The 19,188-nt window shown below is 45.1% G+C and carries 20 protein-coding genes; 10 read left to right on the forward strand and 10 right to left on the reverse strand.

Annotated features, from left to right (window positions below; translation table 11 throughout):
- Positions 1 to 5: 5 nt before the first annotated feature.
- The 4 genes from C805_RS22995 to C805_RS23010 form a co-directional block, all read right to left on the reverse strand.
- The gene (locus C805_RS22995; protein WP_016216439.1) at positions 6 to 743 is read right to left on the reverse strand and encodes a hypothetical protein; all 738 of its coding nucleotides are present in this window, start codon (positions 741 to 743) and stop codon (positions 6 to 8) included.
- A gap of 1 nt (position 744) precedes the next feature.
- Positions 745 to 1,227 (reverse strand): RNA polymerase sigma factor, encoded by a 483-nt coding sequence (locus C805_RS23000; protein ID WP_016216440.1) that lies wholly within the window; start codon positions 1,225 to 1,227, stop codon positions 745 to 747.
- Positions 1,228 to 1,351: 124 nt separating this feature from the next.
- On the reverse strand, positions 1,352 to 1,816 hold the full coding sequence (locus tag C805_RS23005; RefSeq protein WP_016216441.1) for an FMN-binding protein: 465 nt from the start codon (positions 1,814 to 1,816) through the stop codon (positions 1,352 to 1,354).
- A 1-nt stretch (position 1,817) separates the two neighbouring features.
- Positions 1,818 to 3,776 carry a methyl-accepting chemotaxis protein gene (locus tag C805_RS23010; RefSeq protein ID WP_016216442.1) on the reverse strand — a complete coding sequence of 653 codons (1,959 nt, stop codon included), beginning with the start codon at positions 3,774 to 3,776 and terminating at the stop codon, positions 1,818 to 1,820.
- Between the two features lie 151 nt (positions 3,777 to 3,927).
- Here C805_RS23010 and C805_RS23015 point away from each other — a divergent pair, with 151 nt between their 5' ends.
- From C805_RS23015 to rsmI, 7 genes are all read left to right on the forward strand, one after another.
- On the forward strand, positions 3,928 to 5,385 hold the full coding sequence (locus C805_RS23015; protein WP_016216443.1) for an aminotransferase class I/II-fold pyridoxal phosphate-dependent enzyme: 1,458 nt from the start codon (positions 3,928 to 3,930) through the stop codon (positions 5,383 to 5,385).
- A 121-nt stretch (positions 5,386 to 5,506) separates the two neighbouring features.
- Complete coding sequence (locus tag C805_RS23020) at positions 5,507 to 6,112, forward strand: nucleoside/nucleotide kinase family protein (RefSeq protein ID WP_016216444.1); 606 nt, start codon at positions 5,507 to 5,509, stop codon at positions 6,110 to 6,112.
- 87 nt (positions 6,113 to 6,199) lie between these two features.
- Positions 6,200 to 6,640, forward strand: a complete 441-nt coding sequence (locus tag C805_RS23025) for a YaaR family protein (RefSeq protein ID WP_016216445.1) — start codon at positions 6,200 to 6,202, stop codon at positions 6,638 to 6,640.
- A gap of 75 nt (positions 6,641 to 6,715) precedes the next feature.
- A complete protein-coding gene (locus C805_RS23030; RefSeq protein ID WP_016216446.1) occupies positions 6,716 to 7,705 on the forward strand; it encodes a DNA polymerase III subunit in 990 nt (329 codons plus the stop codon).
- 2 nt (positions 7,706 to 7,707) lie between these two features.
- The gene (locus tag C805_RS23035) at positions 7,708 to 8,616 is read left to right on the forward strand and encodes a PSP1 domain-containing protein (RefSeq protein WP_016216447.1); all 909 of its coding nucleotides are present in this window, start codon (positions 7,708 to 7,710) and stop codon (positions 8,614 to 8,616) included.
- Between the two features lie 38 nt (positions 8,617 to 8,654).
- On the forward strand, positions 8,655 to 9,392 hold the full coding sequence (locus tag C805_RS23040; RefSeq protein WP_016216448.1) for a tRNA1(Val) (adenine(37)-N6)-methyltransferase: 738 nt from the start codon (positions 8,655 to 8,657) through the stop codon (positions 9,390 to 9,392).
- A gap of 13 nt (positions 9,393 to 9,405) precedes the next feature.
- Complete coding sequence (rsmI, locus tag C805_RS23045; RefSeq protein WP_016216449.1) at positions 9,406 to 10,263, forward strand: 16S rRNA (cytidine(1402)-2'-O)-methyltransferase; 858 nt, start codon at positions 9,406 to 9,408, stop codon at positions 10,261 to 10,263.
- A 247-nt stretch (positions 10,264 to 10,510) separates the two neighbouring features.
- Here the strand turns inward: rsmI and C805_RS23050 are convergent, their stop codons facing one another.
- Positions 10,511 to 12,280, reverse strand: a complete 1,770-nt coding sequence (locus C805_RS23050) for a DUF885 domain-containing protein (RefSeq protein ID WP_016216450.1) — start codon at positions 12,278 to 12,280, stop codon at positions 10,511 to 10,513.
- A gap of 157 nt (positions 12,281 to 12,437) precedes the next feature.
- On the opposite strand from C805_RS23050, the gene mgtE reads away from it, so the two are divergent.
- Positions 12,438 to 13,835: a magnesium transporter gene (gene mgtE, locus C805_RS23055; protein WP_016216451.1), complete on the forward strand. Its 1,398-nt coding sequence runs from the start codon at positions 12,438 to 12,440 to the stop codon at positions 13,833 to 13,835.
- A 146-nt stretch (positions 13,836 to 13,981) separates the two neighbouring features.
- On the opposite strand, the gene C805_RS23060 is transcribed toward mgtE, so the two are convergent.
- From C805_RS23060 to C805_RS23070, 3 genes are all read right to left on the reverse strand, one after another.
- Positions 13,982 to 14,422: a MarR family winged helix-turn-helix transcriptional regulator gene (locus tag C805_RS23060; protein WP_016216452.1), complete on the reverse strand. Its 441-nt coding sequence runs from the start codon at positions 14,420 to 14,422 to the stop codon at positions 13,982 to 13,984.
- 104 nt (positions 14,423 to 14,526) lie between these two features.
- On the reverse strand, positions 14,527 to 14,814 hold the full coding sequence (locus tag C805_RS23065; protein ID WP_016216453.1) for a Txe/YoeB family addiction module toxin: 288 nt from the start codon (positions 14,812 to 14,814) through the stop codon (positions 14,527 to 14,529).
- Positions 14,815 to 15,063: a type II toxin-antitoxin system Phd/YefM family antitoxin gene (locus C805_RS23070; RefSeq protein WP_016216454.1), complete on the reverse strand. Its 249-nt coding sequence runs from the start codon at positions 15,061 to 15,063 to the stop codon at positions 14,815 to 14,817.
- Positions 15,064 to 15,348: 285 nt separating this feature from the next.
- On the opposite strand from C805_RS23070, the gene C805_RS23075 reads away from it, so the two are divergent.
- Positions 15,349 to 16,011 carry a hypothetical protein gene (locus C805_RS23075; RefSeq protein WP_016216455.1) on the forward strand — a complete coding sequence of 221 codons (663 nt, stop codon included), beginning with the start codon at positions 15,349 to 15,351 and terminating at the stop codon, positions 16,009 to 16,011.
- Positions 16,008 to 16,532, forward strand: a complete 525-nt coding sequence (locus C805_RS23080; RefSeq protein WP_016216456.1) for a spore maturation protein — start codon at positions 16,008 to 16,010, stop codon at positions 16,530 to 16,532. Before C805_RS23075 ends, C805_RS23080 begins: the two co-directional genes overlap by 4 nt.
- Positions 16,533 to 16,564: 32 nt before the next feature.
- Here C805_RS23080 and C805_RS23085 read toward each other — a convergent pair whose 3' ends face one another.
- Together C805_RS23085 and C805_RS23090 are read right to left on the reverse strand one after the other, a co-directional pair.
- Positions 16,565 to 17,971: an alanine/glycine:cation symporter family protein gene (locus tag C805_RS23085; RefSeq protein ID WP_016216457.1), complete on the reverse strand. Its 1,407-nt coding sequence runs from the start codon at positions 17,969 to 17,971 to the stop codon at positions 16,565 to 16,567.
- A 12-nt stretch (positions 17,972 to 17,983) separates the two neighbouring features.
- The gene (locus C805_RS23090; RefSeq protein ID WP_016216458.1) at positions 17,984 to 19,087 is read right to left on the reverse strand and encodes a hypothetical protein; all 1,104 of its coding nucleotides are present in this window, start codon (positions 19,085 to 19,087) and stop codon (positions 17,984 to 17,986) included.
- Positions 19,088 to 19,188: the final 101 nt, after the last annotated feature.

Raw genomic sequence — 19,188 nt, forward strand, 5'->3', positions numbered from 1 at the left:
CATTTCTAAACAGAATACAGGTTCTGCTTCCAGACTTCTGTTTCATGCCGGATCTGATAAATCTGCCTGATTAAAAATATCACTGCCGCAGACAACACAATGGGCCAGAGATAAAATTTTTCGCTGTCAAAATAAATTTCTCTGCAAAGAAGCATAAATCCGCACAGAAAACACCCGCAGCTGCAGCAATACCACATGCTTTCCCGGCCTCTCACATACTTTTCAATCTGAAGAGCCAGCACACAGGTACAGGTCCAGGGTACCAGCAAATACACTGCTCCCCGAAGCAGACTGCTATTTTCCTGCCGTACAAGAAACAAAAGCCCTGGAATTATCATCAGGAGATTTCCTCCTCCCAGGGCGCCCATCCGAATCAGAAGAATTCCGGGCAGATTATATCTGGCAGCCATTTCCAGTTCCGCCATTCCATAAGTACCGGAGCGAAAGGTTTCCGTTACCGCCAGTACAGCCAGAAGAGGCATAACCCCGGACAGAAACCAGAGCTTTTCCTGGCTGTTCCCCTGCAGAAGATACTCTCCTGCCCAGGAGGTCGCAATTACCAGCAGCAGTGACAGGAGCCAGACTGATTTACGGATATAGCCAATCTGTACCGCCAGGATTTCCACAGGACTGGTTCCGGGAAAAGGTAATCCTTTCAGAAATTCTTCTTTTTTCTCAGGAGCCGGCGCCGGATATACCCCTTTCAGCTCTCTCTTTAACTGAGACATTGAATACTTTGACATGCTATCCCTCCTCCAGCATTTTTTTTAATCGCCCCAGAGCTTCTTTTTCCATCCGATATTCACTGCTTCTGGATAAACCTGTGATTTTGCAGATTTCTTTTACAGAAAGCTGGTTCACATAGCGAAGCAGAATCACTTCCTGCTGTTTTGGCGAAAGTTTTTCCACAGCCATCTGCAAATGAAGGGCTGTCTCCACATGCTCCATGGGATTTTCCGAACATTTTTCCGTCAGCTGCCGGTGTCCGTTCCGGAAAAAATCTCCCTCTGCCCCTGCTTTCTGCGGCTTTCGGTAGAAATCCGCACACAGATTCCGGGCAATGGTATAGAGATAAGCCAGTTCCTTTCCCCGATGCACATAAGAAGTCTGAGCAAAATACCGCAGAAAAGTTTCCTGTGTCAGATCTTCTGCCAGACAGGCATTTTTCACTTTAAAGTAACAATAACGGTATATTTTATCGTACTGTTCACTGAGATTTACAGACACCGAAAACCCTCCTTTCATAATGATTAACGTTTTCCACAGGTGAAATGTGCCAGAAAAAAAAGAGTTCTGTTCTGAACTCTTTTTCTCCCGAATTTATAAAGCTGCCAACCTTTCACCCGTTTCCTCATTCCTCTTCTTTTTCCACCGGAATTACCGCAATTTCCGTATCCCCTGTTTCAGCGTGTTCCAGCACTGCTGCGGCCAGCTTCCGGAAATTCCCCCCGGAAGAAGAAGCACCTGCAACAGTATCAATCTCATCTGCACTCTGCTTCTCCAGCAGCTGAGCCCCATAAACTCGTGTATACCGATTAGGATAAGTACCCTGATCAGCATTCATATTCCGCATATAAGCAATATCCCAGGATTTGATAAAGCCCGCAGGATTTTTCGCATTATATTCCACACTGACAATTTTGTTATTCATCACGCAGATCGTGACAAACTCCTTCCATCCGAAACTATATTCTTCCATAGTTGCAGTATAATATCCGTCCTGCCACCGGGAAGACGATTTTCTGCCGCATCCCGAACAGAAGAACGCCAGCGTCAGAATAAGGCAAATCACAATATAAAATTTCTTTTTCCTCATGTTATCTGTCCCTCCTTAACCGAAACTGTCCGGAAATATACTGCAGTTTCTCTGCCTGTTTGTGGAGTTTCTGGCTGGCAGTGGTGCTTTCATAACTTGCATTCAGATTTTTCTGAGCCACATCATTAATCTGAGCAATCTGCTCTGCCATATTTTCCAGGGATTCTTTCTGAATCTTCACAGATTTCTCAAGCTGTCTGGTGATTTCCGACATCTGACCGGACACATCTCCGATATTCTCAAAAGATTCTGCCACCTGATTTGCATAAGCGACACCATTTTTAATGGCTTCCAGAGAGCCTGTGATAATTTCAGAAGCATGTTGTGCCGATTCCGTACTCTGAGCCGCCAGCATACGCACTTCCTGGGCAACCACAGCAAAGCCTTTTCCTGCCTCTCCTGCACGGCTGGCTTCCACAGAAGCATTCAACGCCAGCATATTGGTCTGAGAAGCTATATTTTCCAGAATTCTGTTCACCTTGGTGATTTCAATGGAATTGGCGTTAATATCCTCCATGGCCTGTAACAGATTCTTCATATTCTTATCGCCGGCGTCCATGCTGGCTATGGCTTTTTCCATCAGTTCTCCCGCACGTCTGGTATTATTGTCCACCTCATAAATATTTTCTTCAATGGCTCTGGTTTCCTCTGTAAGCACCATCAGGGAATTGGACTGTTCACTGGAACCCGTATGTACCTGAATCGCACTTTCTGACACAATACCTGCTGTCTCCAGAACCTCTCCGGAGGAATCCTGCACGGAAGTCAGCATCTGATTCAGGGAAACAATAATCCGGTTCAGGGATTCTTTCATAACCACAAAATCACCGTTAAAATCACCTTCCGCCGACACGTCAAAATTCCCCTCGGAAATACTGGAAAGAATTTCGGACAGTTCGGAAATATACCCGTTGATACTGGTAATGGTATTATTTAAAGATGCAGAAAGCACCTGAGTTTCATCCTTTGTCCGAATAACGTCCGCAGGCGTTTTCAAATCTCCGTTTGCCAGAAGCTCAATCCGGCCTGTAACACTTTTCAGAGATTTGCGGATAAGAGATGAAAAACGTATCGTAAAAATCCCGGCCAGAACCAGAAGCCCCAGAGTAATGCAGATTCCCATGAAAATACTGTCATTGGCAGGCCCCATAAAATCATTTCTTGGAACAATAATAGTGAGAAACCAGCTGGTTCCATTAATGGGAACATAGCTGATGAGCTTCGTATCTCTGGGATCTTCCAGTACAAGAACACCTGTTTCTCCTGAAACTGCTTTTTCCTCCATATCACGGGAGCCCACATACGCTTCCATATCTGTTTTACTTTTCACCAGTTCTGTATTCCGATGGCCCATAATCAGGCCCTCTGCATTTACAATCAGGGCCTCTCCGTTGGCGCTGATATTGATACTGTTCAGCACGTCCTTTAAAATATCATAACTGTAACTTCCCACAAGATAATACAGGAATTCTCCTTCACTGTCGGTAATGGGCAGACCTACCGCAAGCTCCAGACTGTCATCCTCTGAAAAAACATCATCTACCACCAGATTCTGAGTTTCCTCCATAAGGGCAAACATCTTCCGCCCCTGTATGGATTCCGGACATGCTTCTTCTCCCAGGTACAGATTTCCTTCCCTGTCATAAAGACCCAGCCATACAAATTCTATTCCGGACTGTGCCTTATCAAGAACCTGCATTTTCTGTTCCTGTGTGCTGCCTGGCGAAATCATCACCTCATTATCTCCAATCATAAAAATTCGGTCCGCCAGCATGTGCATGCTTCCTTCCACGCTCTGAGACGCAGTCTTTACAATAGAGGGAAGCGCATTGGACAACACGCTGTCTGTCAGAGACTTCATGGAACGGGTCATCAATACAATAAATACTGCCGCCAGGAAAACCATCATAATAATCGTGTTAAACAGAATTTTTCCACTGATGCTTCTCTTTGCTTTCACCTTAGTTCCTCCTGTTTCCGTTCTTAATTTTTCTAACTATTTTACTACATTATCTTCCATATTTCAATTCCGCATTTTTCCATTCCCCCTATAGCCATTTCCGGATTTTTCCGGTATACTGATATACAGAACCCTTTGAAAGGAGAACTTTATGCCTGATCTGTTTTACACCATGCAGAAATCATGTTTTCTGGACCAGAAACTTCAGTCTTACACAGAAAGCGACTGTTATCCCTTCCATATGCCGGGCCATAAACGCGGGAATCTGGAACTTCCCAACCCTTATTCCATTGACATAACGGAAATTGAAGGATTTGACAATCTTCACCACCCGGAAGGTATTCTGCAGGACGCCCAATCACGGGCGGCAGAAGCCTTTGGGGCCAACGAGACCTTTTATCTGATAAACGGAAGCACCAGCGGTATTTTAAGCGCCATCAGTGCTGCCCTTCCTCGGAAGGGCACCCTTCTGATGTCCCGAAACAGTCATAAATCCGCTTATCACGCCGCCTATCTGATGGAGTTAGAGACCATTTACCTGCTGCCGATGGCTGCAAAATTCGGTATTTCCGGTTCCATTCCCCCGGTTTTTGTGGAACAGGCTCTCAATGATTTTCCTCAGATAAACGGTGTGTTTATTACCTCCCCCACTTATGACGGCATTGTATCTGACATTCAGGCCATTGCAGACCTTGTGCACGCCCGGAATCTGCCTCTGATTGTGGATGAAGCCCATGGGGCTCATTTTAGCTTTTCCGACAGATTTCCCAGGCCTGCGCTCAAATGCGGTGCAGATATCGTAATACAGAGCCTGCACAAAACTCTCCCCTGCCTGACACAGACAGCTCTGCTCCATGTGAATTCCAGCCGGGTGGATACAGGACTGCTGAAACGTTTTCTGAATATTTATCAGACCAGTTCCCCCTCCTATCTGCTGATGGCCTCCATGGAACAGTGTACCCGCTTTATGCAGGAAGAGGGGGCCGAACGGATGGAGCAATTTACAGAACTGCTGGATCAGTTTTATAAAAACGCAGAAAATCTCCGCCGCCTTAAGGTTTTTCACAGAGATTCCTGCTCCGATGAAACCTGTTTTGACCATGATTTTTCCAAAATTCTGATTTCCACAGGGAACACCGGGCTGACCGGAATACAGTTATACCATATGCTACTGCAGAATTATCATCTGCAGATGGAAATGTCCTCCGGCCATTATGTGACAGCCCTGACCTCCCTTATGGACCGGCCCCAGGGATTCCAGCGCCTGATTTCAGCGCTGGAAGAAACTGACCGCAAAACACGTCCTTCCGAACCTGTCCGGCCAGACAGGCTTCTGACTGCGGAAATGATTTACCAGATTCCAAAACCTGGTATGTCCATTTCTGCGGCCATTGACCAGAACAGCGATATCCTGCCGCTGAAAGCCTCCACCGGCCATACCAGCCAGGAATATATTTATCTGTATCCCCCCGGAATCCCTCTGGTGGCTCCCGGAGAAATTCTCACCGGAAAGCTCCTTTCCACCATTTCCCAGTGCCGGAAACAGGGACTTTCCATTACCGGACCAACAGATATGAAAAATGAAAACATACGGGTGGTGAAACTGTAGCAGAAGCCATTCTGCTGTTCTGCCCCTGCAGGCGCTGATTTCTTTTGCATTTTTCAACGGAATATACTATACTGTATCTGCAGCACAAATTTATCTCAGTAATCAAAATCAGAGGACAGCCATGGGAAAAATATTTTGCTTAATGGGAAAAAGCTCATGCGGGAAAGATACTTTGTACAAACGGATTCTGTCAGACCCCTCTCTCCCTCTGCATACCCTTGTGCCTTACACCACAAGGCCCATGCGGGACGGAGAGACAGAAGGCGTGGAATATTATTTTCGGACAGAATCACAGCAGCAGGAACTGGAACGCCAGGGAAAAATCATTGAACTTCGCTCCTATGAAACCGTGCACGGTATCTGGAAATATTTTACGGTAAACGACCACCAGATTCATCTGGAACGCCATAACTATCTGCTGATCGGCACACTGGAATCTTTCAAAAAACTCCGGTCATATTTCGGCCCGGATACTCTGGTTCCCATTTATATTGAACTGGAAGACGGAGAACGCCTTCAACGGGCCCTGAACCGGGAACGTCTCCAGACAGTGCCCGGATACACAGAACTGTGCCGCCGGTTTCTGGCTGATGAAAAAGACTTTTCCCAGGAAAATCTGCAGAAAGCCGGAATCACTCTTTCCTTTTCCAATCACGATCTGGAAATCTGTACAGAAAACATCATTTCCTTTATAAAGGCAAATATGGATAAAGTTACTTCATCCTGAGCCCCAAAAGAAATATTTTTCACTTTACAACTACAGAGAAAAAACCGATAATATATTATAATACAACACAGAAAGGCAGGTGATTCCATGGCACTCAAAGTAGATTCTGTCACTGCTGTTCAGCCGGCAGAACCTTCGCAGCCGGTGGAAAAAGGCGACGGCAGCTTTAAATTTACCCTGGCAAGCCAGGTGGAGGAAGCAGAACTGCAGGAAAAACTGAACGGTCTCATGAGTGATATTACCGCTCAGGGAGAAAAGCTCTCCGAACACATGGATATCCGGGATATGAAAAAATACAGGGAACTGGTCAAAGATTTCCTGAATGAAGTGGTAAACCGTTCCCACAAATTTTCCAGAGAAAACTTTCTGGACCGCCGGGGCAGACACCGGGTTTACGGAATTGTCAAGCTGGTGGACAAAAATCTGGATGACCTTGCCAGCGAACTGGTAAAAGACGAAAAAGACCATCTTGCCATTTTAAGCAAAGTGGGAGAAATCCGCGGTCTGCTTCTGGACATTTCCACCTGACGAAAACCCACAGAAGAAGAACAGAGCATATACATTTTGATACACATTAACCTTCAACCGAAATGAGGAATTTTTATGGCAGGCTTTTCAAGTATCATCGGACATGAACAGATTATAGAACATTTGCAGAATGTAATTTCCAAAGACAAAGTTTCCCATGCCTGGATTTTCCATGGACCGGACAAATCCGGGAAAATGGCTCTGGCGAAAAGTTTTGCCATGGCTCTGCAATGTGAAAAACACACCGGGGAAGGATGCATGGAATGTCATTCCTGCAAACAGGCTCTTTCCGGCAGCCAGCCGGATATTATTTATCTGCAGCACGAAAAGCCCAATACCATTTCCGTAGACGATATCCGCAGGCAGATTAACAGCGATATTTCCGTAAAGCCTTATGCTTCTCCCTATAAAATATACATTGTGGATGAAGCGGAAAAAATGAATCTGCAGGCCCAGAATGCTCTGCTGAAAACCATCGAAGAGCCCCCTGCTTACGGTATCATCCTGCTTCTGACCACCAATACGGCCTCTTTTCTACCCACCATTCAGTCACGCTGTATTACTCTGAATCTGAAAGTGGTTCCGGATAGGAAAATCCGTGCCTTTCTTATGGAAAAGTACGAACTGCCGGATTACAAAGCCGACATCTGCACCGCTTTTGCCCAGGGGAATGTGGGGAAGGCCATTCAGCTTGCAGAATCAGAAGATTTTAACGAGATAAAAAATGCCGCCCTCCAGCTTTTAAAACGGGTGCGGGAAATAGACCTGTACGAAATGATGGAAGCGGTAAAACATATCGGCAATTACAAACTGGAAATCAACGATTATTTCGATATTATGACCATATGGTATCGGGATGTTCTTTTCTATAAAGCTACTTCAGACGCCAATCATCTGATCTTTAAGGATGAAGTTTATGACATAAAAAAACAGGCAAGCAAAAGTTCCTATGAAGGAATTGAACTCATTATCAAAGCGTTGGATAAGGCAAAAATCCGCCTGAACGCCAATGTCAGTTTTGAACTGGTAATGGAATTGCTGCTATTGACCATAAAGGAGAATTAAATATGATAAAAGTAGTTGGAGTCAGATTCCGCACAGCCGGAAAAATATATTATTTTGACCCCAAAAATTATACCATAGCCGAAGGCGACCATGTCATCGTAGAGACAGCCAGAGGCGTGGAATTCGGCACGGTAATGATTCCTCCCAGGGAGCTGGAACCGGACAGGGTAGTTCAGCCCTTAAAGCCCGTAATCCGGGTGGCCACCGCCGAGGATGAAAAAATTGAAGCAAAAAACCGGCAGAAGGAAAAGGATGCATTTAAAATCTGCCTGGAAAAAATACAGAAACACAAAATGGAAATGAAACTGGTAGACGCAGAGTACACCTTTGACAATAACAAACTGCTGTTCTATTTTACTGCCGACGGAAGAATTGATTTCCGGGAACTGGTCAAGGACCTGGCTTCTGTATTCCGTACCCGCATTGAGCTCCGCCAGATCGGGGTCCGGGATGAAACCAAGATTTTAGGCGGAATCGGCATCTGCGGCAGGCCCCTCTGCTGCAATACCTTTCTCTCGGAATTTGCGCCGGTATCCATTAAAATGGCCAAGGAACAGAATCTTTCCCTGAATCCTTCCAAAATATCCGGAGTCTGCGGCAGGCTTATGTGCTGCCTGAAAAATGAAGAGGAAACTTACGAATACCTTAACAGCCGTCTTCCCAATGTGGGTGATTATGTTACCACCGACGACAAATTAAAGGGAGAGGTTCACAGTGTCAGCGTCCTGCGCCAGACTGTCAAAGTAATTGTGGAAACCGAAGATGAAAAGGAAATCCGGGAATACAAAGTGGAACAGCTTCGCTTCAGGCCGAAACGCAGAAAAGAACATCTGAAACTTTCCGCTGAAGAGTTAAAGGAGCTTTCCGCACTGGAGGATAAAGGCAAATCCAAAATTGACGACACCCATTAATCTGCAGCACTGCTGGAACATAATCTGTGGAGAACACTATGTCTGTAACATTACTGGAACATGAACGGTTGGACGAGCTGCACCGAAACGGATATTTTATTATCCAGAATCCCCGGAAGTTCTGCTTCGGCATGGACGCGGTACTCCTGTCCGGTTTTGCCAGAGTCAGGCCCAGGGAAAGCGTTCTGGATCTGGGCACCGGAACGGGCATCATCCCTATCCTGTTAGAGGCCAAAACCCAGGGGGAACATTTTACCGGACTGGAAATTCAGCCGGAAAGTGCGGATATGGCCAGGCGCAGCGTAGAATACAACCATCTGGAAGATAAAATCACCATAGAAACCGGCAATATCAAAGATGCTTCAAAACAGTTTGGAGCATCTTCTTTTCATGTGATAACCACCAATCCCCCCTATATGACAGATCACCATGGCCTGACCAATCCCAACGAGGCCAAAGCCATTGCCCGTCACGAACTTCTCTGCAATCTGGAGGACGTGATCCGGGAAAGCGCCTGCATTTTAAAGCCCCAGGGACGTTTCTACATGGTGCACCGCCCTTTTCGCCTGACAGAAATCATGGTGCTGATGCACCAATACGGACTGGAGCCAAAACGGATGCAGATGGTACATCCCTTTGTGGATAAAGAGCCCAACATGGTACTTATCGAAGGGCTGCGGGGCGGAAAGCCCAGGATTACAGTGGAAAAACCTTTAATCGTCTACCGGGAACCTGGTGTATACACCGACGAAATCTATGATATTTACGGCTATTAGAAAGGAACTCACCATGCAGGGCAAATTATATCTATGCGCAACTCCCATTGGAAATCTGGAGGACATTACCATAAGGGTTTTAAGAACATTACGGGAAGTGGACCTGATTGCAGCGGAAGACACCCGCAATTCCATAAAGCTCCTGAACCACTTCCACATAAAAACCCCCATGACCAGCTATCATGAATACAATAAAACAGAAAAAGCATATCAGCTTGTGGAAAAAATGCGGCAGGGACAGAATATCGCTCTGATTACCGATGCGGGAACTCCGGCCATCTCTGATCCAGGAGAAGATCTGGTGCGTATCTGTCATGAATCCGGTATTTCCGTTACCTCTCTGCCGGGGCCGGCCGCCTGTATTACAGCCCTTACTGTGTCCGGCCTTTCCACCAGACGCTTTGCCTTTGAAGCCTTTCTGCCCAGAGAGAAAAAAGAACGGGCCGCCATCCTGGATTCCCTCCGGCAGGAAACCCGCACCATTATCCTTTATGAAGCGCCCCATCATCTGGTGAAAACACTGGAAGAGCTGTACGAAACGCTGGGAGACCGGGCTGTTACCCTCTGCAGGGAGCTTACCAAGAAATACGAAACCATTTTTTCCACCACCATTTCCGGAGCAGTTTCTTATTACAGAGAACAGGAACCCCGGGGGGAATTTGTCCTGGTTATTCAGGGAAAAAATCAGCAGCAGATTCTCAGAGAACAGCAGTTAAGCTGGGAATCCATCCCTCTTGAAGAACACATGCAGAAGTATGAAAGCCAGGGTATCTCCCGAAAAGAAGCCATGAAGATGGTGGCAAAAGACCGGGGTATTTCCAAACGTGATGTGTATGGAATGCTGTTAGAACAAAAGAATACCGAAAAATAAAAAAACTTGACAAAATTTGAAATTTGTAGCATAATTATTATAGTTTATAAATTCTTTATTCTTTTTATTTTTAGTTAAGATAATTGAAAAAGATTTTTATTAACGGAGTGGGAAAGAGAGTGGGATATTGCAGACAGTCCTTTGCAGGTCAGTTTGCAACATCCCGTTTTATTTTGTTCCAGTTATTCTTCTGACAGACAGAAGCCATATCATCTGCATGGCCCGCAGGTTATACCTTCCGAAAGTTTTATGCATTCCAGTATACCGTCAGATATTTTTTCAAAATCTCAAAAGGTGCTGTTCCCATTTTCATCAGAGCGCTGTGAAATTTATAATCACTGTAATTTTCTCCATACTGCTTCATGGCATACTCTTTCAGATTCAGAAATTCCAGATAGCCAATATAATATTTCAGATAGTGAGCCGGTTCCTCCACAATCAGCTGATAGATTTCCTGAATCACATTTTTATTCGTAATCTGGTATCCTGCAAAAAAGTCAATGGTATCCCGCAGAGTCCATCCGTCATAGTGAATTCCCAAATCCGCACTGGCATAAAGACTCAGCAGCGCGGACTGATTTTTCTGAAGAAATGCCGCCACCTCCGGAGAAACATCTGCGTAATAATAAAACTGCATTTCCACATAGGTGGCCCATCCTTCCGCATAACCGCTGCTCCCGAACAGGCTGCGGACCGGCTCCAGACCGCAGCTTCTCTCCATCACATTCTGATAGAGATGGCCCGGAAATCCCTCATGGGCAAGGGTGGTATAGAGCTGCATTTTTTCATCACCCTTTGATTTATTGATATAAATACAGTTTTGAGAAATATCATCAATAGGAGGCGTCAGGTAAAAAGCCGGCGCTGTATATTCCTCCAGAGATGGATGCACCTCCTTTATGGTGAAAGAAACCTGGGGAGGAGCCGGAAAATCCTGCTGCATTTTACTCTGTAAATCTTTCAGGATCAGTTCCGGATCTTCCGTGGGAAGCTGATAACTGGTACATTTTTTTCCGATATCCGGATACTTTACGGATATCTGCGCCAGTGCTTCCAGGTCCTGTTTTCTTTGAGCCTTTGTCTGAGCCTGCATTTCCTGTACGGACATATCTGACCCTGTGGTATCTTTTACCAGATATTCATAAAACTCCTTTCCCCCATCCAGGCCGCACAAACCGCCGGTATTTTTGCCGGAACCTTTTAATTTCAGCAAATCTTCTGCCAGTTTTTCATAGGCGGGTATCAGCTCTCCCGTCACAATCTGACGATTTTCAGCTTTATAAGTTTCCGCCTGCTCCGGCGTCAGAAATTCTGCCTCATCCACCCGGTCGTCAAAAGTAGAAAGAAGATAATTGTTTTCCGGTTCCTGAATAAAATTCCTGCACTGGCTTACAATATCTTCCACCGCAAAATCTGCCATAAACAGTCCCTGTGCGGCTTTTCTGCGCTCCACTTCCATAATCTGCAAAAACAGATCCGGGGTAGCAGACATCAGTTCCAGATAGTCCTGCACATCTTTTTCGTCGTAAAAAGTATATTCTGCCAGCAGTACCGGAAGCTGAGACTGAAATCCGGTAGAAGGTTTTAAAATTTCCCGATACAGACTGAATTTTCCTGCCGGAAGTTCATCCTCAATATAATCCATCATAATATCGTATGTCATCTGCTGGGAAACGGACAAATCCTTTTTCCGGAATTTTTTGAGATTTTTCTTCCAGTTTTCCAGCACAGCCCCTGTTTCTTCCCGGTCATCCGCAGAAACACTGCCGTATGTAACTTTATAGTCGGAAATACCATAATTTTCCGGGTGGGCCAGATTGTAATGCATATTCAGGGTACTTGCTGTCATTTCCGACTGAAAAATCTGTTCCAGATATGCCGAAAAATCCTCTCTGGTTCCCTGTGCTCCCTGGCATCCTGTCTGCAGACACAGGAACACAGCAGACAGCAGAAAAAGAAGTATTCTTTTTCCGGTTTTCGTAACAGCAGACTTTTTTCTGAAAAAATTTTTTTCCATAGAAAAACACGCTTTCTGCGGTATATTCTTTTCATCTTATGTGGACATTTCCCCGGTTATGCAAATAACTGCCTGGTAATCGCTAAAAGAGTATGTTATAATATGCGAAAAGCGAAGCATACTACAGAAAATCACACAGAGCAAAGGAGGGATTTTTATGGGAACTACGGATAACATCAACCTGGAAAAGCTGGATTTTGTGGAAATGGAAACAGAAGAAATCCACAGCCTGGCGGAACGGCTGCTGGAAGAACGAAAGTATTCCCTGCTGCGGCAGATGCTGGATAATCTGAATTCTGCCGATATTGCCCTTTTGTTCGACGAAATGGACAAAAAGGAAATTCCTCTGCTCTACCGTCTGCTCCCCAAAGAGGAGGCTGCAGACAGTTTTTCCTATATGAGCCGGGAAATGCAGAAAACGCTGATTAACACCCTGACAGACCGGGAACTGCGGGCTGTTATGGACGATATTTTTCTGGATGACACCGTAGACATGATCGAAGAAATGCCTGCAAACGTGGTGGCCAGAATCCTGCGCAACACCGATGAAGAAACCAGGAAAATGATTAATCAGGTGCTCAACTACCCAAAAGACAGCGCCGGCAGCCTGATGACCATTGAGTATGTAAATATCAAAAAAGAAATGACCGTGGGAGCTGCCATCAGCCGGATTCGCCACACAGCTGTAAACAAAGAAACCATTTATACCTGCTACGTTACGGAACACCGCAGATTAATCGGTATGGTTTCCGTAAAAGATCTGCTGATGGCAGAAGATTCCATGCAGATTGAGGACATTATGGAAACAAACGTCATTTCTGTGGACACCCACGAAGATAAAGAGGACGTAGCCAAAATATTCAACAAATATGATTTTCTGGCCATCCCTGTGGTAGATAAAGAAGAACGTCTGGTGGGCATCGTCACCTTTGACGATGCCATGGATGTTATGCAGGAAGAAAATACCGAGGATATTACCAAAATGGCAGCTATGACTCCTACGGAAGACAGTTATTTCAACACCTCTGCTTTTTCCCATGCCAGGAGCCGTATTGCCTGGCTGCTGGTGCTGATGCTGTCTGCCACCGTAAGCGGTTCTATTATCACCCATTATCAGGAATCCTTCAAACTTTATCCACTGCTTGTCTCTTTCATCCCCATGCTTACCGGAACAGGGGGAAACTGCGGCTCTCAGAGTTCTACTCTGATGATCCGCGGACTGGCGCTGGATGAGATTAAATTCAAAGATATTGCAAAAGTTATCTTCAAGGAATTCCGGATTGCCATTCTGGTAAGTACCGTTCTGGCAGTGGTAAACGGACTGCGGATTTACATTCAGTATGGAGATCTGGAAATGGCTTTTGTCATTGCTTTTGCACTGATCGCCATTGTTATTTTGTCAAAATTCATTGGCTGTTCCCTGCCTCTGATTGCAGAACATATCCATCTGGACCCTGCGCTGATGGCGGCGCCTCTGATTTCCACCATTGTGGATATCTGCTCTATCCTGATTTATTTTAAAATTGCAACGATTGTACTGCACATTTCCGTATAAGATTAGGGTGTCAAAAGCACCTTTGGTGCGGCGCACCCTTTTGACACCCTAATCCGTATAATGATATAAATCCATTACAGGAAATCATATTACATGAAATTTTCCTGTAATGGATTTATTTTCAGGATGGCATCTTGAAAATTTTTTTACTTCCCATATCCCCGGAAAAACCCGCTCAAATTCTTAAGCGCCTGCACCAGAACTTCAATCTGCTCCTCTTTCATACCCTTTAAAGTTGCCTGAACCATCTCCTCATGAAATTTTTTATGATGATCAAATGCCTTTTCACCTTTCCTGGAAAGTGAAATCAGAACAACCCGGCGATCCTCCTCGCTGCGCACCCGGCTGACATATCCCTTTTTCACCAGATTATTGATGGCAATGGTCAGCGTACCCACCGTTACCGACAGAGCTCTGGCCACTGTGGACATACTTTTTGCTTCACCTTTGCCAATGGCCTCTATCACATGCATGTCGTTATTGGAGATATCCCTGTATTCCTCTGTGATAATTGCTTTTTCCTCTATATCCATGATTTCATTAAAAAGTTTTACCAGAACTTCATTGATTGTATTATAGTTATCCACAGGATACCTCCTTTGAACTGATTTATTCCGTATAAACAGGCCTCTCCCCGGTGTATAAATTATAAGAACCTGCAGCTTTTTAAGACTGGGAATCAGATGTTTTCCTATTGATAATGTGTCCACATACGAATTATTTTTATAAGCCCCTGGTACTGTAAACCATCAACTGTTATTGGCCCCTTGTATACCTGATATACCAGGCGGTGTTGTATATTGATACGTCTGGAATATAATCCATCCAGATTTCCAACCAGCTTTTCATATCGAGGCGGCTTCTGATATGGATTCTCTCTGATAATATCCACCAGTTTTCTGGCCTTTTCCGAAAGACCGGAAATTTTTAATTTTTCCAGATCTTTCAATGCCTGCTTCTCAAAAACAATCTTATACATTTACCATTCTACCATATCTTCTGAAATGCATTCTTCCACAGGCGTTTTTGCTCCATTCACAATGGATTCCGCCATACCTTCTACAGAATTCAGATACAACGTCTCCTGTATTGCATTCCAGTCGTCCTCTGATAACAGAACTGCATTTCCTTTTTTTCCAACAATTAACGCAGGTTCACTGTAAAGGTTCACGTTCTCTACCAGATTATAAAGATCCTTTCTTGCTGTTGTAATATTTATTGTTGACATTATAAAATCTCCTTTTCTGATTTTTGCAGTGTAATCTTTTATATTGTTCCTTTGTATATTAATTATCTCTCGTTCATTTTCGTATAAGTAATGTCTTTATTTTATCATATAAATTGTATACTTTATCTGTAATGACGAGATTTTACATGTCACATTTATTATAACGTACGTTTATGCGTACGTCAATAGAAACTCCGGCCATTTCATATATTTTCCCAGGACCAGCACATTTTTCTTTTCCATGCATAAGATATAAACAACTGTATTTTCTGGAGAACTGATACTATGCTGAATTATTTATGGGGCTTTATGATTATCATTGGCATTCTCTATGCCGCATTCACCGGAAATCTCCCGGACGTCACCAATGCCGCACTGGATTCTTCCAAAGAGGCCGTGGCTCTCTGCATCACCATGCTGGGTGTAATGTCCCTGTGGGTAGGCCTGATGCGAATTGCAGAAAGCTGCGGCATTATCTCCGGCGCCACCCGTATGCTGAATCCGCTGCTTCGCTTTATGTTTCCGAGAATTCCAAAGGGCCACAAAGCAAATGAGTACATATCCACAAATATTATTGCCAATGTGTTCGGACTTGGCTGGGCCGCCACTCCTGCGGGACTGAAAGCCATGGAAGAAATGGGGGAACTGAACCATCACAGCAAAATTGCCAGTAAAGACATGTGCACCTTTCTGATCCTGAACGTTTCTTCCTTTCAGTTAATTCCCGTCAACATGATTGCCTACCGCAGCCAGTACGGTTCCACTAACCCTGCGGCTATCCTGGGGCCTGCCATAATCGCCACCTGTTTTTCCACTCTGGCCGGTATAGTGTTTGCAAAATTCATGTATCTGCTGCCGGAAAAACGGCCTTCTGCATATAACAGCAGTCCGCCCCGCCGGGAACAAATTGTTCCCCACAAAAAGAAAAAAGGAGGAATCTTCCATTGAAAATTCTCCTTTTTCTGTCAGACGCCATGATTCCACTTCTTATTTTTCTGATTGTGGGATACGGCATTTTAAACCATCACCATGTATATGATGATTTTATCAAAGGTGCAAAAGACGGATTCCAGACTGTTATCGGCATTATGCCCACCCTGATTGGCCTGATGGTGGGCGTTGGGATTCTGCGGGCCTCAGGGTTCCTGGATCTGCTGTCCGCAGGTCTTGGATTCCTCACAGAGCCTCTGCATTTTCCTGCAGCCCTTGTTCCCGTCTCCGTGGTAAAAATGTTTTCTTCCTCTGCCGCTACCGGACTGGTTATTGATATTTTTAAAGAATACGGACCGGATTCCTACTATGGAACCATAACCTCAATTATGATGAGCTGTACCGAAACGATTTTCTATACCATGAGCGTATACTTTATGACAGCCAAAGTGCAGAAAACTCGTTATACTCTGGCAGGAGCGCTGTTTGCCACCTTAATCGGCACCATTGCCAGCGTAATTCTCGCACAGATTATGTAGACTCTTTCTGTTCCTGTACGGATTATGGAAAACTACCCCCATTTATCCACCTTTTTCAGATACTGTCTGGTCTCTGCCGCCACCACGCCGTTCAGGGCAATAATGGCAATCAGATTGGGAACAGCCATCAGTCCGTTAAAAATGTCTGCGATGGTCCACACCGCGGAAACGGTCATAAATGGTCCGATAAACACACAGAGTATGTAAACCCAGCGATAAGTTTTCACTGCCTGCCGGCTTCCGCCCGTAAGGTACTCCAGGCACTTTTCGCTGTAATAGTTCCATCCCAGAATGGTGGTAAATGCAAAGCATACCAGACATACCATCAGGATAAAAGAGGAAACTGCCGGTGCAAAAGGCAGCCCTGTCTGAAAGGCCTTTGTGGTGACATCCACTCCGTCCAGTCCGATATTCCATGTATCAGTGATCACAATGGTCAGCCCCGTCATGGTACAGATAATTACGGTGTCTATAACGGTGCCCAGCATGGAAACCAGCCCCTGAGCCGCCGGCTCCTCTGTCTGTACCGCGGCGGCGGCAATGGGAGCGCTTCCCAGCCCGGCCTCATTGGAAAAAATTCCTCTGGCAACACCTTTCTGCATGGCTGTCATCATGGCGCCCAGTGCGCCGCCGGCAGCGGCCTTCATTCCAAAAGCACTCTGTACAATGGTCACAAAAGCTGCCGGAATTTCACTGGCATGAAAGACAAGTATCAGCAAAGCTGCTGTAATATAAGTAGCTGCCATCAAAGGCACCAGTACCTGTGCCACACCGGAAATCCTTTGGATCCCGCCAATTACCACCAGAGCCACACAAACTGTCAGAACCACTCCTGCAATCACCACAGTCCAGGAATATTCTCTTCCGAACAGTGATACCGTCCACTGGTTATTGGGGTCAAAAAAGCTGTTTACGGCTCCGGTAATTCCATTAATCTGGGTAAAAGTTCCAATTCCCAGAAGTCCGGCGCCCACACCAAAAAAAGCAAACACCTTTCCCAGCCATTTCCAGTTTTTTCCCATGCCGCGTTCAATATAGTAAAAGGGACCTCCTACCACATGTCCGTCTTCTGCAGTTACACGGTACTTAATGGCCAGCATACATTCTGCATATTTGGTAACCGTACCAAGAACAGCCGCTACTACCATCCAAAATAATGCTCCCGGCCCGCCTGCCACCAGCGCTGTGGCAACTCCCACAATATTTCCCGTTCCAATGGTGGCAGATAAAGCTGTACACAGGGCTCCAAAACCGGATACCTCTCCTTCCTGTCCCGATGATTCATCGGAAACCAGGTTGCGTATTGCAAGAGGAAGGCGGCGGATCTGAAGGCCTTTAAGCCGAACCGTCAGAAAAATTCCCACCACCAGAATCAACACAATCAGGGGAATTCCCCACACCAAATCATCTACTGTTTTTAACACTGACTCTACTGACATAAATCCTCCCCTTTAATCCAAATATCTGCCAAACTGCGGGATCCAGTCCCCGATAAAAATTTCATCTCTCAGAACCATTTCCAGAACAGGTGTGAAAAATTTCACCAGAAGCTGTATCACCTGATTCCACTGAGGGGAGTTTATCCCTTCCCGTCTGCTCTGGATTTCCCATCTTTTCTGCATGTACCCATAATCTTCATATTCGTTGATGATATCCAGACGGGTCTTCAGCGAGGGTATGGGACATTCCAGCAGAAGCTGTCCAAAAGTCTGAGACACCTTTTTTCCTATGATAACTTCCCTTATGAGAATATCATAAATTTCCCTGTACCAGGACAAATTACCGATTAACTCCAGGTTATCCATAATTTCATAAAAACTTCTGGATATATATTCTTCCAGTGTAAACATGTAATAGGTAACTTCCTGCCCTTTCTGCAATACCCCCTGGAATACCTTTTCCTGAAACTGGCTGACTTTTCCTCTATAGGGAATAATTTCAATTTCAAAGGGAATATGAAAAGGCCTTTTTCTTATTTTCAGATGAATCCGGGGATTTTTTTCCCCTTCTTCCCAGCGTTCTTCCTGCTTTCTGCAGAGAACCACATGAAGTTCTTCCTGCTGTTCATGATCCGGACTGTTTTCTTCTTCCTGAGCCATTTCAGAATCCGGCTCCGGTAATTCTTCTTCCGGTTCCTCAAATCTGTTTTCGGACTCCGGTAATTCTTCTTCCGGCTCCCCAAATCCATTTTCCGGCTCCTCAAATCCATTTTCCGGCTCCAAAAATTCTTCCTCCGGTTTCTGCAGATTCTCCTGGAATTCCAAAAAGGTTTCTGATTCCGCTGCACTTTCTGCCGGCCGGTTCTCCTCAGTTTCCAGAGTAAACAGACTCTCCAGTATTTCCACTATATCTGCAACTTCTTCCTCCGGAGAAAAAAATTCCAGATGATTCACCAGAATCTTCTGATACCAGTCTTCTTTCAGATAAATATCATTTCTGAGAAGCAATTTTTCTCCCAGTAAAGCATTTGCAATCTTCTGTATTATTATTTCCGCTCCGTGTCCCGCAGCCAGATTCATCTCCGGTACCTGATAAACTCTGCTTCCTTCGTCCATTTTTTCCATCCTGTTTCTGTTCTTATCTGGTGATAAACGTATGTTTTTATTATATTCTTATCCAGTTTCCCTGTCAATTATGAATAAAAAAGAATCTCCAT

Origin of the sequence: Eubacterium sp. 14-2, assembly GCF_000403845.2 — a bacterium.
Classification (GTDB): Bacteria; Bacillota; Clostridia; order Lachnospirales; family Lachnospiraceae; genus Petralouisia.